10 protein-coding genes are annotated in these 15,379 nt (G+C 61.4%); 8 read left to right on the top strand and 2 right to left on the bottom strand.

The window, feature by feature from the left end; translation table 11 throughout:
- Positions 1 to 2 precede the first annotated feature (2 nt).
- A complete protein-coding gene (locus BBF93_RS12420) occupies positions 3 to 1,775 on the bottom strand; it encodes a hypothetical protein (RefSeq protein ID WP_162786549.1) in 1,773 nt (590 codons plus the stop codon).
- 630 nt (positions 1,776 to 2,405) lie between these two features.
- Between BBF93_RS12420 and BBF93_RS12415 the strand changes: the two genes are divergently transcribed.
- From BBF93_RS12415 to BBF93_RS12380, 7 genes are all read left to right on the top strand, one after another.
- Positions 2,406 to 5,135: a cation-transporting P-type ATPase gene (locus BBF93_RS12415; RefSeq protein ID WP_114106120.1), complete on the top strand. Its 2,730-nt coding sequence runs from the start codon at positions 2,406 to 2,408 to the stop codon at positions 5,133 to 5,135.
- Between the two features lie 136 nt (positions 5,136 to 5,271).
- Positions 5,272 to 6,009 carry an ABC transporter ATP-binding protein gene (locus BBF93_RS12410; RefSeq protein WP_114106119.1) on the top strand — a complete coding sequence of 246 codons (738 nt, stop codon included), beginning with the start codon at positions 5,272 to 5,274 and terminating at the stop codon, positions 6,007 to 6,009.
- A complete protein-coding gene (locus BBF93_RS12405; RefSeq protein WP_114106118.1) occupies positions 6,006 to 8,396 on the top strand; it encodes an ABC transporter permease in 2,391 nt (796 codons plus the stop codon). Before BBF93_RS12410 ends, BBF93_RS12405 begins: the two co-directional genes overlap by 4 nt.
- A gap of 11 nt (positions 8,397 to 8,407) precedes the next feature.
- Positions 8,408 to 9,634, top strand: a complete 1,227-nt coding sequence (locus BBF93_RS12400; RefSeq protein WP_162786548.1) for an efflux RND transporter periplasmic adaptor subunit — start codon at positions 8,408 to 8,410, stop codon at positions 9,632 to 9,634.
- 585 nt (positions 9,635 to 10,219) lie between these two features.
- The gene (gene gntA, locus BBF93_RS12390) at positions 10,220 to 10,891 is read left to right on the top strand and encodes a guanitoxin biosynthesis heme-dependent pre-guanitoxin N-hydroxylase GntA (RefSeq protein ID WP_114106115.1); all 672 of its coding nucleotides are present in this window, start codon (positions 10,220 to 10,222) and stop codon (positions 10,889 to 10,891) included.
- A gap of 3 nt (positions 10,892 to 10,894) precedes the next feature.
- Positions 10,895 to 11,548, top strand: a complete 654-nt coding sequence (locus BBF93_RS12385; RefSeq protein ID WP_114106114.1) for a DUF1989 domain-containing protein — start codon at positions 10,895 to 10,897, stop codon at positions 11,546 to 11,548.
- 26 nt (positions 11,549 to 11,574) lie between these two features.
- Complete coding sequence (locus tag BBF93_RS12380) at positions 11,575 to 11,844, top strand: hypothetical protein (RefSeq protein ID WP_114106113.1); 270 nt, start codon at positions 11,575 to 11,577, stop codon at positions 11,842 to 11,844.
- Positions 11,845 to 11,878: 34 nt separating this feature from the next.
- Here BBF93_RS12380 and BBF93_RS12375 read toward each other — a convergent pair whose 3' ends face one another.
- Positions 11,879 to 14,386: a pyrroloquinoline quinone-dependent dehydrogenase gene (locus BBF93_RS12375; RefSeq protein WP_114106112.1), complete on the bottom strand. Its 2,508-nt coding sequence runs from the start codon at positions 14,384 to 14,386 to the stop codon at positions 11,879 to 11,881.
- 13 nt (positions 14,387 to 14,399) lie between these two features.
- Between BBF93_RS12375 and BBF93_RS19825 the strand changes: the two genes are divergently transcribed.
- A complete protein-coding gene (locus BBF93_RS19825; protein ID WP_233349116.1) occupies positions 14,400 to 15,353 on the top strand; it encodes a DinB family protein in 954 nt (317 codons plus the stop codon).
- The last annotated feature ends 26 nt before the right edge of the window (positions 15,354 to 15,379 follow it).

Genomic DNA, 15,379 nt, shown 5'->3' with positions numbered 1-15,379 from the left:
AATCAAGATGCGGAGCATTTGAGGACTCCATAGTGACCGAAGAAGGAGTCCAGTCCGGACCATGTGCCGGACTCCGTTGGGATCGTGACTTCCCGGCGGCACCGGCTGATAACGGTCAGGCCGCTTGCGAGCATGTCTTCGACATTGACCTCGCGCTGCAGATCGTCGAACCAGACCTTGGTGCTGGCGCCGGGCTGTGCTTTCGCCGCCTGCTGGCCGGCCCGGAAGGATTCCTCGGCAAGACGAAGAACGCTTCTCCAATAATCCTGCGATGCCGCATTATAGGCGGAAACATCCATAAGCTGGGCCTGTTTCAGGAAATACATGCCCCGGAGCAGGTATCTTTCGGGAGTAGTTCCAGACGGGCAGCGCTGCAGTGACGCGGCTGTTCTCACATCCTTGCCTCCGGCGAGGATGTGCGCGAGGCAATCGAGCCGGATATACTTGACCGCAAAGCTGTTGGACTGGGCAGCAGCGTCCCCGTGGGTGAGCATACGGGATTGCCAGCCCGGACGGCGGAGGATGGACTCGGAGATACCGGCCATATAGTGCGCTTCGGCGTCCAGAGGGCTTTGCAGCCGGGGGATAACCCGGGTAAGCGCATCAAGGACGCCGGCATGGTCTGCCCGGGTAAAACGCAGCCGCCCGACCGTATATTCCAGATCGGGTCCAGCCTTTCGGGATGTATACAGAGGTTCCAGTACGGCAAGTGCCTCGGTGGGTTTCCCCGCTTTCTCCAGAAGGCGAGCGAGTGACAGAGACGCTTGTTCGCCATTATCCGTGCTCGCAAGGGCCAGCGCGGCGCGATAAGCCGCCTCTGCATCTTTTTCACGGCCGGCGCGCGTATAGGCGCCGCCGAGCGTGATCCAGCTCTGATATGCCGGCGCCTGCAGGATTGCCGTTTCCAGAGCGCGAATGGCGCTGCTGATCAGCGTTTCTTCTTCGAGCGGCGTGATCTTCTCTCTGGCATCAGCAAGGCTCAGATAGCTCGCGCCCAGACGCTCAAGATCGGCTGCGTGGTCTGTGCCTCCCCCGGCCTGGCTCAGCGCCTGAGCTGTGTTAAAGGCGTCTATGGCCGCCTCGAAATGAAAGCAGGCGCTGGTCCGGTCAAGTTCGGCCAGCTTAAGATGGACCAGACCCATGTTACGATATGCAGGCAGTTTTAGTTCATCTGATTGCAGAGCATCCGTATAGCTCGCCACGGCGGACGTTCCGAGGGAAATGGCCTCGGCTTTGCCCGGTTGTGTTCCGCCCGAATGCAACATGGACGCGCGCAGCTGCTCTGCCCTTCCAAATGCGATCTGTGCGAGCCTTTCCACCGCTGCGGCGGAGAAATCCGGGCAGCGCTGAACAATGTGCCGCAGGTCGGTCACCTCCAGGGATTCCTGCGCGGGACCGCGGAGGAAATTCACCTGCGACCGGAGACTGAGCGCGCGGCAGGCGAGCGCGGAAACAACACCATCCTCTGAGGCGGCCATCCCCTCCCAGTTGTATGATCCGAGCGCTTCATTCGCGGCCAGGAGGCACGCTTCCGGCGTGCCACAGGCCGGGGCCTCCATTTTCGACGCCCCCTTCAGCGCCGCGGCGCGCACCAGGCGGCGCCGGATATCAAAACGCCGATCTGCCCCGGCAACGGCCATGCTGGCAGCCGGAAGCGGGAGTGCCTCCTGATGAATGAAAGACCGCTCGATATGGTCGAGGGCAAAACGGGTGCAGCTGCTTGTCTCGCAGGCCAGGGTATCGGCTTGCTGATCGGCAAGGAAATTGAAAGCCAAGGCCGCATTAAAATAGGCGCTCGCGCGATCAATGCCGCTTTTGCGGGGGTCCGCTGCTGCCTGATTTCCGGAACAGGTCAGCGCCATGCGCTCTGCAGTGCCAGGCTGCGGCTGCACATCTCGGCGAAAACAGTCTTGTAGGCCCGACCAATGGTCAAAGCCAGTTTCTGAAGGAGCGGGCATTGATGCACAGCCGACAGCGGAAAACGCAAGAAGCATGGCAACTGCCCATCCCTTGGGATTGCTCGATTGATTTTCCCCCACGCCCATCTTCTGGTCCGCCTGTGTCTCCGCCTTATGGTTAATTATTGGAAGCAGCTTCGCAGTTTTCCCATCAGGAGAACTACCTAACTGCCTTCAAGCCATGCGCGGCTCGGCAGAGAGGCGAGACCTGGATTTGTGCGTCTGCGGAAGTTGGGCCGCGTCTGCATCGAAAACCGTTCTGTGATTGCCGGCCAGCTTCCGGCTGGAACGAATACGTAAAAGCCGAACTTGCGGGGGTCTCCCTAGGGCGGCATGAATAATGGCGACACATGCAGAGCGTAAGACGCGAAGGGCCAATTTCGCTACGGTTCTAAGGGAACAGATTGCGGCCCGTGCTTACGCATAGCAGGCAATTTGGAGGCCCCCATGACCGGCCAGTCCTTGGAACAGACCGTTGGCGCAGCCGCGCATCACGCCGCCCCTGCCTCAGAGAGCCTTGCAGCTTTAAAAGGCGATGCCGTCCTGGGACTAACGGGTGGTGAAGCCGCCCTCCGCCTGGAGAAGTACGGCCCGAACCGGTTGCCCGCTCCAAAAGGGCGCCATCCCGTGCTCCGGTTTCTTTCTCATTTCCACAATGTGCTGATCTATGTCCTCATCGGCGCCGGACTGGTGACGGCGCTGCTCCAGCATTGGATCGATACGGCGGTTATCCTTGCCGTAGTGATCGTCAACGCCCTGATCGGCTACATTCAGGAAGGGCGCGCCGAACAGGCGATGGCGGCGATCCGCAACATGCTCTCGCCTCATGCTTCGGTATTGCGCGGCGGGCACAGGCTGACGGTGGAAGGCGAAGCGCTGGTGCCGGGCGACATTGTATTGCTGGAAGCGGGCGACAAGGTGCCCGCTGACCTGCGCGTGATTCAAGCGAACAACCTTCAGGTTCAGGAAGCGATTCTCACCGGGGAATCTCTGCCGGTGAGCAAGCAGATCGAGCCGGTGGCTGCCGATGTGCCGCTGGGCGACCGGAAGTCCATGCTGTTCAGTGGAACGCTTGTTGCCTCCGGCACAGCGCGCGGCGTCGTCACGGCAACCGGAAAGAATACCGAGATCGGACGGATAAGCGGGTTGCTGGGCGATGTGCAGACGCTGAGCACCCCGCTGATGATTCAGATTGCCGGTTTCGCGCGCTGGCTGACGGTCATGATCCTGCTGATATCGCTGGTACTGCTCATCTTTGGATACTTCGTCGATCACTTCGCGTTTATCGACGTGTTCATGGCGGTGGTCAGCCTTGCAGTGGCCGCCATTCCTGAAGGCTTGCCGGCAGTGCTGACGATCACGCTGGCGGTTGGCGTGCAGGCAATGGCGCGGCGAAATGCGATTGTCCGGCGGCTGCCCGCGATCGAGACGGTCGGCTCGGTCTCGGTCATCTGCACGGACAAGACGGGCACTCTGACCCGGAACGAAATGGTGGTCAGCGCTGTCGTCACTTCTGCAGGCGCCTGGAAAATCGGCGGAGAAGGCTACGCGCCGCGCGGCGAGGTCGAGGGGGGTGATCCGTCCACACTGGAGGCTCTCTCCAGGGTTGCTGCCCTCTGTAACGACGCCAGCCTTGTCGAGGTGGAGGGCGACTGGCAGGTGGAGGGGGATCCGATGGAGGGCGCGTTGATCGCGCTTGCCGGAAAGCTTGGGGTTGACCGGGCTGCTGCCGAGGCCATCTTGCCGCGTATTGCCGAGATACCTTTCGATTCTGCCACACGTTACATGGCAACGCTTCACCGGGCAGACGGCGGCGGCGCCCTGATCTGCGTCAAGGGCGCGCCCGAACGAATTGTCGAGATGGCCACCCATCAGCGTGCTGCCGATGGAACAGCTGAGCCGGTCGATGCCAGGTTCTGGCAACAGGTGGGCAGCGACATAGCCGGTCAGGGGATGCGGGTGCTGGCGCTGGCAGAACGGCGGCTCGATACGGCGCCGGATGTTTTTGCCCCCGCAGTTCTGGGAGAAAGCCTCGTTCTTCTCGGACTGGTGGGCCTGATTGATCCTCCGCGGGCCGAAGCGATTGAAGCGGTTGCTTCCTGTCACAAGGCGGGCATCGCGGTGAAGATGATCACCGGCGACCATGCTGGCACAGCTGCCGCGATCGGACGCCAGATCGGCTTGCTGAATCCGGACACGGTGCTGACCGGCGCTGATCTCGACATGATCAGCGATGCTCAGCTGCAGGAGTTGATCGAGCGCACCAACATTTTCGCCCGGACCAGCCCGGAGCATAAGCTGCGTCTCGTAACGGCCTTGCAAGCGCGCGGCCTCAGCGTCGCCATGACCGGCGACGGCGTGAACGATGCGCCCGCACTGAAACGGGCAGATGCAGGCATCGCCATGGGACGAAAGGGATCGGAAGCGGCCAAAGAGGCAGCCGATCTTGTGCTGGCAGACGACAATTTCGCCTCCATCGTTGCGGGCATTCAGGAAGGCCGCACCGTCTATGACAATATCAAGAAGGTGATCAGCTGGACCCTGCCGACCAATGCCGGCGAGGCTGCGACGATCCTTGTCGCGCTGGTGTTTGGCTTTGCTCTTCCGATGACGCCGATCCAGATACTCTGGATAAACCTGATCACGGCCACGACGCTTGGGCTTGCCCTCGCATTTGAACCGACCGAGAAATCCACCATGAGCCGGCCGCCACGCCCCCGCAACGAACCGCTGCTGACCGGCGGGCTCGTCTGGCATATCGTTTTGGTGTCCATGCTGTTCCTGGCGGCAGTCTATGGCATGTATATCTATGCGGTAGACCGGGGATATTCTAACGAAGTGGCGCGTACCATCGCGCTGAACACCCTCGTTGTGCTCGAGATATTCCATCTGTTCTTTATACGGAACATATACGGCACGTCACTGACCTGGGCTGCCGTAAAGGGCACTCGGTTTGTCTGGTTCGCGGTGCTGACGGTCACTGCGGCGCAGTTTGCCGTTACCTACATTCCAGCGATGCAGGAGATTTTCGGCACCGCGCCGGTTTCCCTCTTCGACGGCGCTGTGATAATCGCTGTGGGCGCAGCCTTCTTTGCAATTATCGAAACGGAGAAACAGATCCGGCTGCGCGCGGGCCAATTGCGGGCGGGCGGACATCAGCAGGCTGCCGGGCCATAGGTTCGCGGGGCCAAAACAGCTTATCTTCTTTCTTGGGGGATTTCCCGCCTAGGGAGTATTACCTAGGGCCGCTCTGGCCTGTGTCCTAGTATGAACAGGATGAAAGGCCGCCCACCGAAACCGGAGCGAGGGTTTCATGCCGCACACAATCGCCCCCGCCCTTTCTGATGCGGGCAATTGTTTCGAGGTCCGCGGACTTCGGCGTATCTATGGGGCTGGCGCAGCGGCGGTCCATGCTCTCCGCGGAATCGATCTCGACCTTCCGAAGGGCGAACTGGTCGTTGTTCTCGGTGCTTCGGGCAGCGGGAAGTCCACGTTTCTCAATATTATCGGTGGCCTCGACCGCCCGACAGGGGGGACGGTCCTCTACCGGGGGCAGGATATTTCAAAAGCGACGGATCGTGCGCTGACGGATTACAGGCGCCGTCATGTCGGTTTCGTGTTCCAGTTCTACAATCTGATGCCGAGCCTGACGGCCTGGGAAAATGTGGCGCTGGTAACGGAAATCGCGGAGAATCCTATGCCGCCCCACGAAGCGCTCGCGCTCGTGGGGCTGGAAGAGAGGGCGAACCATTTTCCAGCCCAGCTTTCGGGCGGTGAACAGCAGCGAGTTGCCATCGCGCGGGCGGTGGCCAAACAGCCGAATGTGCTGCTGTGCGATGAACCGACGGGCGCGCTCGACTCCCGGACGGGTGTGCGCGTGCTCGAAGCGCTCAAGACGGTGAACGAAAATCTAAATGCCACGACGCTGCTGATCACACACAATGCCGGTATCGCGGCAATGGCGCATAGGGTGATCGAGTTCTCTGACGGATTGGTCCGGGAGGTGAGAGAGAACCGGACGCGGATCGAGCCTGGTGAGATTTCCTGGTGAGCTTCGTTCATCTGCCCGCCTGGCTTGGCATTCTTGATCGCAAGCTGCTGCGCGACCTGTGGAACATCCGCATGCAGGTGCTTGCGATTGCGTTTGTAATTGCCGGCGGTGTGTCGATTCAGCTCCTGTCAGCGGGCCTGATGACCTCTCTGCAGGAAACCCGGCGCGTCTATTACGAGCAATCGCTGATGGCGGATATCTGGGCGCCGGTTGTGCGTGCCCCGGATCGTATTGCCCCGGCCCTTGCCGCCATTGATGGGGTCCAGGCGGTTGAAGCCCGCATCCGCATGCCGGCGCGAATTGAGGTGCCAGGCAAGAGCGGTTTCGCTGCCGGAGAGTTGATCTCTCTGCCGGAAGGCCGGGAAGCGTCGGTCAACAGGTTGTATCTGGAGCTCGGCCGGCTGCCGGATCCCCATCGCCGCGACGAGGCGGCGGTGCTGAAGGGGTTTGCGCTCGCGAACGGTTTGTCGCCAGGCGACAGTCTGGATGTGATCGTGCAAGGATCGAAGTTTCGTCTGACGATCACCGGCTTTGTTCTGTCGGCAGAACATGTCTACAGCATCGCGCCGGGCCAGCTTGTGCCGGATGAAGCCGAGTTCGGCGTGCTCTGGATGAGCCATCTTCCTCTGGCCCAGCTTACGGACCGCCGTGGCAGCTTTACTGAGGCCGTTTTCCGTCTGCGCGATCTTGCGCAGGAAGCTCCGGCGATTGCCGAGATGGACCGGCTGCTTGCGCCCTATGGAGGTCTGGGCGCCTATGGGCGCAAGGATCAGGTTTCTGATGCATTCGTCTCCAGCGAGATCGACCAGCTGCGAACACTGGGGCGGGTTGTGCCGCCCGTATTTCTCGCCGTTGCCGCCTTCCTTGTCTATGTGGTCGTCTCTCGCCTGGTTCAGATACAGCGGCCCGCAATCGGGCTTCTGAAGGCATATGGTTACAGTGACCTTGAGGTCACGATGCACTATTTCCGCCTGCTGATGATTATAGGCGGCATCGGGGCGCTGATGGGAATTCTGCTCGGCGCCTGGTTTGGTCACCGGCTGACCGCGATGTATATCCGCTATTATGATTTTCCGTATCTCATCTTCCGGGCCAGCCTGACAGATTATGTGATTGTCTGCGCGGTGTCCGCGGTCGCCGTGATTGGTGGCGGGCTCGTCGCTGTCCGCCGTGTCGCCCGGCTGAATCCCGCTGAGGCCATGAACCCGCCCCCGCCACCGGATTTTTCGCGCGGCGCCGGGACCTTGATCACAAAGTCTGACTTCATCGATCAGCAAACCCGGATGATTCTGCGCCAGATCGTGCGCTGGCCGGGCCGGGCCGCGCTGACGGTCAGCGGCGTTACCGCTTCGCTGGCGCTGCTGATTTCGGTCATGACCATGACCGATGCCATGCACTATATGATCTCGGCCCATTTCGCCGAGGCCAACCGTTACGACGCCGCCGTTACCTTCAATGAAGCCCGGGACGCCCGCGCGGAACGGGAGGTGGCCCGTATCCCCGGGGTGACCCTGGCAGAGGCGTTCAGGGCCGTGCCGGTCAAGCTGGAAGCCGCCCAGCGCAGCGAACGGGTTGTGATTATGGGCGTGGTGGAGGGCGCTGAACTCTCCCGTCTTCTGGACGGCCAGGGGCGCCCCGTCACACCGCCGCCGGGCGGCCTTGTCCTCTCGTCTGATCTGGCCGCGCGCCTCTCCATATCGGCAGGCGAAGAGGTTCGGATCAGTGTCCTGGAAGGGCGCCGCCCGGTTCGGACCCTGCCGGTTTCTGCGATCGCGGAGACCTATTTCGGGTCAGGCGCCCAGATGGAAGCTGGCGATCTGGCCCGGCTTGTGGGCGAAAGCCAGCTAGCCTCCGGGCTCTATCTTCGCCTGGATCCGGAACAGGAAACCGCAGTCCACAACAAGCTTCGCGACGCGCCGCTCGTCACCGGCGTAACCCTTCAGAATAAGGCGCGGGACCGTTTGTCAGACTTGATGGACGAAAATCTCGGCGTGTCACTCGGCGTGTTTGTTATCTTCGCTGCCGTCATTGCGCTGGGCGTCGTCTACAATACTGTGCGGATCAGCTTCATTGAGCGTCAGCGGGAACTGGCGTCCTTGCGCGTGCTGGGTTTCTCGCGCGGCGCCGTCTCCTACATCCTGCTGGGCGAAGTGGCGCTGCTGACCCTTGCGGCCATTCCCTTGGGCCTGATCGCCGGGGCAGGATTGTCGGTGTATTTCTCACACGCCATGGCCTCGGACCTGTTCCGCCTGCCTTTCGTCATCAACCCCGCGACCTACGCTTTTGCCACGCTCATCATCCTGGGCGCGGCGGCCCTGTCGAGCCTGCTCGTGCGTCATCAGATCGACCGGCTGGACCTCGTCGAAGCCCTCAAGGGCCTTCAGTGATGGAGACACCAATGCCCTTCCGCCTCCCGCAACTTGTGTTCCGGCATTATCTGTGGGCCGGTGCCGCGATCATTCTGGCCTTGCTGCTCGTCTCTGCCTTCATGCCCCGCGCGCTGGAGGTTCAGCTCAGCGACATCTCGCGCGGTGAGATCAATGTCGAGGTTCGGGAGGAAGGGCGCACGCGGGTTCGCGATATCTATCTTGTCTCCGCGCCCCAGGCCGGACGCCTCCTCCGGATCGGAAATCCTGTGGGCGAAACCGTGCAGGCCGGGGCAGTTGTTGCTGTCCTCCTGCCAGGAGAGGCTGCATTGCTCGACCCGCGCAGCCGGAGCGAAGCAGAAGCCGCCCTCAGGGCATCGACTGCGGCCTACAGCGCGGCCGAAGCCGGTTTGGCAGAAGCCGAAGCTGCGCTCGATCTTGCCCGGCGGGAAGCAGAACGCGCAGAAACACTTTTCGCCCGGGGTATTTCTTCCCAGGCGGCGCTCGACCGGGCGCGCGCCGAACTGGAGGCGTCGCAGACCAGGCGCAATGCGGCGGCGGCCGGCGTTACCCGTGCGGCGGCGGAGAGAAGTGGCGCCGCGTTGCGGCTCACCCCGCCCCGCAACGGGCAGCGAGCAGCCGACGTCATCGACATCCGCGCGCCGGTCACGGGAAGGGTGCTGCGGGTCATGCAGGAAAGTGAAGCGGTCATCGCCGCAGGCGCGCCTATCCTGGAGATCGGTGACCCGGCCAGCCTTGAGATTGTCGCCGAATATTTGTCCGACGACGCCGTGCGCATTGCTCCCGGCGCGCCTGTGCGTATCGAAGCCTGGGGCGGAGAGGCGCCTCTGGAGGGGCGTGTACGGATGGTGGAGCCGTTTGGCTTCCGCAAGGTATCGGCCCTCGGCATTGAAGAGCAGCGCGTCAACGTGATCATCGATTTTTCCAACACTGACGCCGATCCGCAGGTTCAGCGTCTGGGCCATGGCTACCGGATGGAGGTGTTCGCCCTTGTCTGGTCGGGCAGGGATGAGCAGCGCGTGCCGGTCGCCGCGCTTGTGCGGCAGGGCAGCGGCTGGGCCGTCTTCCGCGAGGAGAATGGCAAAGCTGTGCTCACCCCGGTCGCTATCGGGCCTCAGGATACGCGTTACGCCGTTGTGGCGTCCGGTCTTTCCGAGGGTGACCGTGTGATCCTCTATCCTAGCCGCGATATCGAGCCGAGCAAGTCGATCCGCGCCCGCAAAAGCCAGAGCGAATAAGCACATATATCCGTAGCCCTGGAACCCGCCGGTGAACCAGGAGTTTGGGTGCAAGGGGGCTCATGAAGGAGAGACTCAATGTCCAAGCCCCAAAGTTCCCAACAGCGAAGCGCAAAGATACGCGAGAGGGCCTGGCACCTTTGGGAAGAGGCTGGCCGGCCTGCCGCTGGCGCAGAGGCTTTTGAAGAAGAGGCCGCTCAGCTCGTGGCAATTGAGCAAGCTCCCCATGCCGGGACCATTCCGTTGTCTCAATCCCTGAGTGAGCCCGAAGCTGAGCCCATTGAGGCGCTCGAAAACCAGGGAGAATTTCCCACGCTTACCGATCAGGGCGAAGAAAGTTCAGGGCCGAAGCGCCGATCCGATCCCGAGCAGGATCCCGATTGAGTTGATTTTGCGACGCCTTCGTACTGAAGGGCGCGCTGAACATTTAGAATGAACGAACTCTTGGGGGAATGGTTCCATCCCACCCTCAATGTTAGTCTAATTTCATCAGGATAAGGATCGTCTGGTCTGATAAGCATCAGGAACCTCTTTGGGACTGCAGCGTTTTTGTGCACCCGGTGTAAAAGTCAGATCAGGTTTGCCATGATAACCCTTTCGGACACAAATGAGTATAAAGACGAACTTACAGAATTCATCCGGTCCGACAGCTTTCCCTGTGTCGGCGCCAAATCCGCGCTGGCCCGGAACGAGCTTGTTGTGGGCCTTTATGAAGACATCACTACTCCGGCGGATGATGTGGAGTTGCGGGAAGATCTGCTCGGCTTCATTCGCAAGCTCGACAAAACCGGCCCGGTTGTACAGTCCTTCACTGCAATCTTCAGAGGGCCGGACAAATTGTCCGAGGCCGCCTTCGAAAGAGCGCTCTGGAACCGGTTGCAGTGTCTGCACAATCTGGACGCTGTCACCGGAGCGCCTTGGGCGGCGGGAACCTCACCGGATCCCTCTTCGCCCCATTTCTCCGTTAGTGTGTGTGGCGAGGCGTTTTTCGTGATCGGTCTTCATCCCGGCGCCTCCCGGCCGGCCCGCCGGTTCAGCCATCCCGCCCTGGTGTTTAATTCCCACGACCAGTTTGATCGTCTGAGGGCGGATGGACGCTTTGATCAGATGAAAACCATTATCCGGGAGCGCGAGAAAGCCAGTGCAGGGTCTGTGAATCCGATGCTGACTGACTTCGGGGAGCTTTCCGAGGCTCGCCAATATTCCGGGCGTCTTGTTGGAGATGACTGGACCTGCCCCTTCAAACCAAAGGTATAGACCATGCAGCGCATTCCCCCAAAATCCGGCGCCGCCTTTTTGATCAAGGCGGGGCAATATCTGAAAGTGACCGACCCGGAAGGGGAACAGGTCAGCGACATGGTGGCATTTGCCGCCGCCGATACCGGGGAGTTTTTATCTTCCGGCAGATCGCTGGATTATGCCAGCCGGCTTTATCTCACTACCGGCGACCGCCTCTATTCAAACAGAAGCCGCGAGATGTTTGATATCGTCGCCGATGAGGTCGGCCGGCACGATTTCACGCTGACCCCATGCTCAAAAGACACCTTCCGCATTATCTATGGTGAGGAGTCTCCGTCCGGCGGATGCCAGGAAAATCTGGAGCGTGTTCTGAAGCCCTGGGGCATTTCGCCGGACCGGATTCCCATTGCCTTCAACTGCTTCATGAATGTTGCCGTAGACGGAGACAGTGGAGAGATCAAGGTGCTGCCGCCGCTGAGCCGGCCGGGCAACTCCATTGTCTTCCGGGCCCGGATGGATATGATTGTCGGGCTGACCAGTTGCTCCGCCGGGCAATCCAACAATTTCCGCTATAAGCCCATAGATTATGAGGTGTTGCCAGATTTTGCCGGCTTGCCTCATGCAGCAGGCGGAGCGCGTCAGGCGACTTTCGCCGATGGGCTGCCTGATCAATAGCGCCGCAAAGAAATGGAGCGCGGACGATGAAACCGATTGGTTTGGAAGAATTGGAAGCGCGGCTCACTGCCCAGCGCCGGCTGCTGATGTGGCTGGTAAAGGAACTGCCGGCGGACAAGGTCGCGCGGCTGGTTGCCGAGCTGTGGGAGCCGTTTCCGCCTCAGGATGCGCAGGAGGATCCTGGCGCTGTTCCGGTGGATGCCTTTGCCGCCGCCGCTGGCTACACGGCAGAAATCCGGACGATCTTGCGAGACGTGCGCTCTTCAATCCTGCCGCCTAGCGAAGACAAGCTCTGAATTTCTGCTAAGCGCTCTCCCTTGAAGGTGTCAGCTACCGGGCGTCCGGAAGCGCGTATACCTTGAGATAGTCGCCAGGCGTCGTCTCAAACCGCGCATGGCCGGTGGCCGAAACCGCGACGTACTGGCGGCCCTCATGCTCATAGGTCATGGGGCCCGCCTGCGGTCCTGCGGGCAGGCGCGCTTCCCAGACGAGCTTGCCGGTTTCCGTTTCAAATGCCCGCAAGAAGTTATCCTGCGCAGCTCCGATGAAGGTCAGCCCGCCAGCGGTGACAAGCGGCCCGCCAAGATTTGGCGTGCCTGTGGGGATCTTGAGGAAGGTGGGTATGCCCAGCGGTCCGGTATCAAAGCCCGTTCCCAAAGGCCGTGTCCAGACAATTTCACCTGTATCAAGGCTGATTGCAGTTATGTAGCCCCAGGGCGGCGAGATGCAGGGGACCTTCAGTGGCGACCACCATATAGGCCGGGTAACACCGAATGGCGTGCCGGCATGGGGAGCAATGGCTTGGTCGGGACGGGCGCCCCCCGATCCCACGGGCAGATCGCTGACCTCATCGCGGGGATGGAGCACAACGCGATTTGGCAGGCGGGAATTATTGGCGATGATCAGCCGGCGGTCAGGGTCGTAGCCCACACCGCCCCAGTTGAGTCCGCCCACCGTGCCGGGAAAGAGCAGCATGCCTTCGCCCTCGGGCGTGGGCGGCGTGAACATCCCTTCATAGCGGTGGCGGTGAAAGCTGATCCGGCACAGCGCGGCGTCGACCGGTGTGAGGCCGAAAGCGTGCCGCGCATCAATCTGCTCGGGATCGCGCCCGGGAACGCCTCCGATATTGGGGAAAAAGACAGATTGGGGCTGGGTTGGCGCGACCCAGTCGCCAGGGGGCGGGCCCTGGGGCGTTGGCCGGGACTCGACAGGCCGCAATGGCTCCCCCGTGAGAGCATCAAGCAGGAACAGGTTGCCTGTTTTGCTCGCCTGCAGGATCGCCCGGCGCGCTACCCCTTCAATGGTCACGTCCACGAGAACCGGCTGGGCGCCCAGATCATAGTCCCACAGATCGTGTGTAATCGTTGAGTAGACCCACCGTTCGGCACCTGTTTCCAGATCGACGGCGATGACGGCATCCGTGACACGGTCTTCTTCTGCCAGGCGGTTGCCGCCCCACTGGTCAGCCGCTGCGTTACCGGTGGCTAGAAAGGCGAGCCCTAGGGATTCGTCTGCTGAAATGACGTTCCAGACGTTCGGTGTGCCGCGCGGATAAATTTCGCCGGGGGCGAGCAGCGCCTGCGGATCGGGGCGCAGGGCGTCCCACGCCCAGCGAAGCTCTCCGGTGCGGGCATCATAGGCGCGCACCACGCCCGAGGGGGCGTCGCGCCGCTGATTATCGCTGACCTGCTGGCCAAGGATCAGAAGCCCGCCAGCGACCGTTGCCCCCGATGTATTGGACGCAAAGCCAGGCGCGCGCAGGCCCATCCCCGCTGTCATATCTACTGTTCCGCCCTCGCCAAAATCCTCGCAGAGGAACCCTCCGACAGCGTCGAGCGCGATGAGGCGGCCGTCGGCGGTGGAGACGTAAATGCGCCGGTGGCATTGGCTTCCGCCGCGGGGCACGGCGCCGATGGCGCCTTCCACCGCCGGCATGTGGTCGATTGCCTCGGGCCGGCCTGCCGGCTCGCCATCATCATGATACGCAACGGCGCGGCAGGCCGCTGAAAAAAGGGATTCCATGGACGTGTGCGGAACCCCGGGATCATAACTCCAGCGCACTTCGCCCGATCCCGGATCAAGAGCAAAGACCTTGTTTGTTGGTGTACAGATATAAAGAAAATCCTCGGCCTTGATCGGCGTATTCTGAGAGGAATAGAACACACGGCCTTCATTCGGATTGAGGTCGCCTGTCTGGAAGGTCCATGCCTCTTCAAGCCCGGCCACATTCGTCACGGAGATCTGGTTCAGGGACGAGTAGCGCCGGCCGCCGGCTGTGCCGCCATAAGCACGCCAGTCTGCCCCGGCCTCCGCCTGTGAATTTCCGGAGGATCCGTCCGCGACGGCCAACTGGCGCGCGGGGCCGGCCGCTTCCACCCGTTCCCAATAAATCAACATAAGTGCGGCCACCGCCACGGCTGCGCCAAGCAGGGAAAAGAGGCCAAACTGGCGAAGCGGCTCGCCGGGAGGTACGCGCCACATGAGGTAGCTGAGGGCGACAGCAGCGATCAGACCACCCAGAAGGCCGATGCGTCCCGCCAGATCGATGCCCCAGGCTGGTAACCAGCCCTTTCCGGCGATTTCCATCAAAGACCAGACCACGGTTCCAGCAAACCCGGCCGCGTAAAGGAGAAGGGATATGCGATGCTCTCCACGCCAGCTGAAGACTGTCGCGGCGAGCAGGACCAGACCCGCCAGAAGATAATAGAGCGTGCCCCCAAGCACGGCGAGCCAGAGACCGAGCCCTGCCATGGCGAGGCCCAGCATCCCCGCAAGTGTCGAAAAGAAGAGATAGGCCTGGTGCCAGGCACGGCGTTCGGTAGCGGCCCCTGCTGCCATCGCTCAGTCTCCCATGAATGCCGCCGTCGCTCGCGGCAGCATGGCCGAAAATCCACGTCCGCACCTCGGTAGCGAACCGCAGGTCCGGTGGGCGGTCTTTCTACATGCTCTGACACCAGCGCACGAAACCTGTATCGGTTCCGGCGGGGTGCGAAATTTTACGGGTCAGCGCAAGTTTGAGCGGAGGGCCGTCTTTCTTCAATATGTCAGTAGACAGAGGAAAATTCCACGACTGTCGCTACGGAACAATTCAGTAAGCGCGGCGTTGGGCAGAGTAAACGCCAGGCAAAGTGAGGAATACATGCAGATGGCCCATGGCGAACTGTCGGTGGCCCGGCCCGGTACGGGCAGGGAAGAATTGCGGTCAGCCTTTCTTGAGACGCGTGCGGCTACGCTGAAGATTACTGCGCCCTTGAGCGCCGAAGATCAGCAAGTTCAGTCGATGCCAGATGCCAGTCCCGCCAAGTGGCATCTGGGACATACGAGCTGGTTCTTCGATATCTTTCTCCTTTCGCGGTTTTCTTCGCCCGTTGCCGGCCCTCAACTGAACCATATATTCAATTCCTATTACGACACGATCGGAGCACAACATCCCCGGGCCCGGCGCGGGCTCATAACACGGCCGTCGCTGGATGAGGTCAGGGCCTATCGCCGCGAGGTCGATGCCGCGATTTGCGGCTTCCTTGATGTCGCAAGTGACCCTGAATGGAATGCCGCCGCGCCGCTGCTGAAGCTGGGAATTCAGCATGAACAGCAGCATCAGGAGCTTATCCTGATGGATATCAAGCATCTGCTCTTTTCCAATCCCGGCCGTCCCTCCTATCTGCCGGAATATCCATCTGGCGCCTGTATGCTGGCGGCGCGCAGGCAGGCGCCCTGGCTCGAATTCAAGGAAGCGCTGGTCAATATCGGTGCTTCGCAGGAGGGTTTCGCTTTTGACAATGAGCGGCCGCGCCACAAGGCATGAACCCACGCCTTTCGCATAGGAAGGCA

It is taken from the genome of Hyphomonas sp. CACIAM 19H1 (assembly GCF_003325995.1).
Classification (GTDB): domain Bacteria; phylum Pseudomonadota; class Alphaproteobacteria; order Caulobacterales; family Hyphomonadaceae; genus Hyphomonas; species Hyphomonas polymorpha.
Note: the sequence above shows the minus strand (reverse complement) of the source record. Positions and strands in the feature narration are given on the sequence as shown.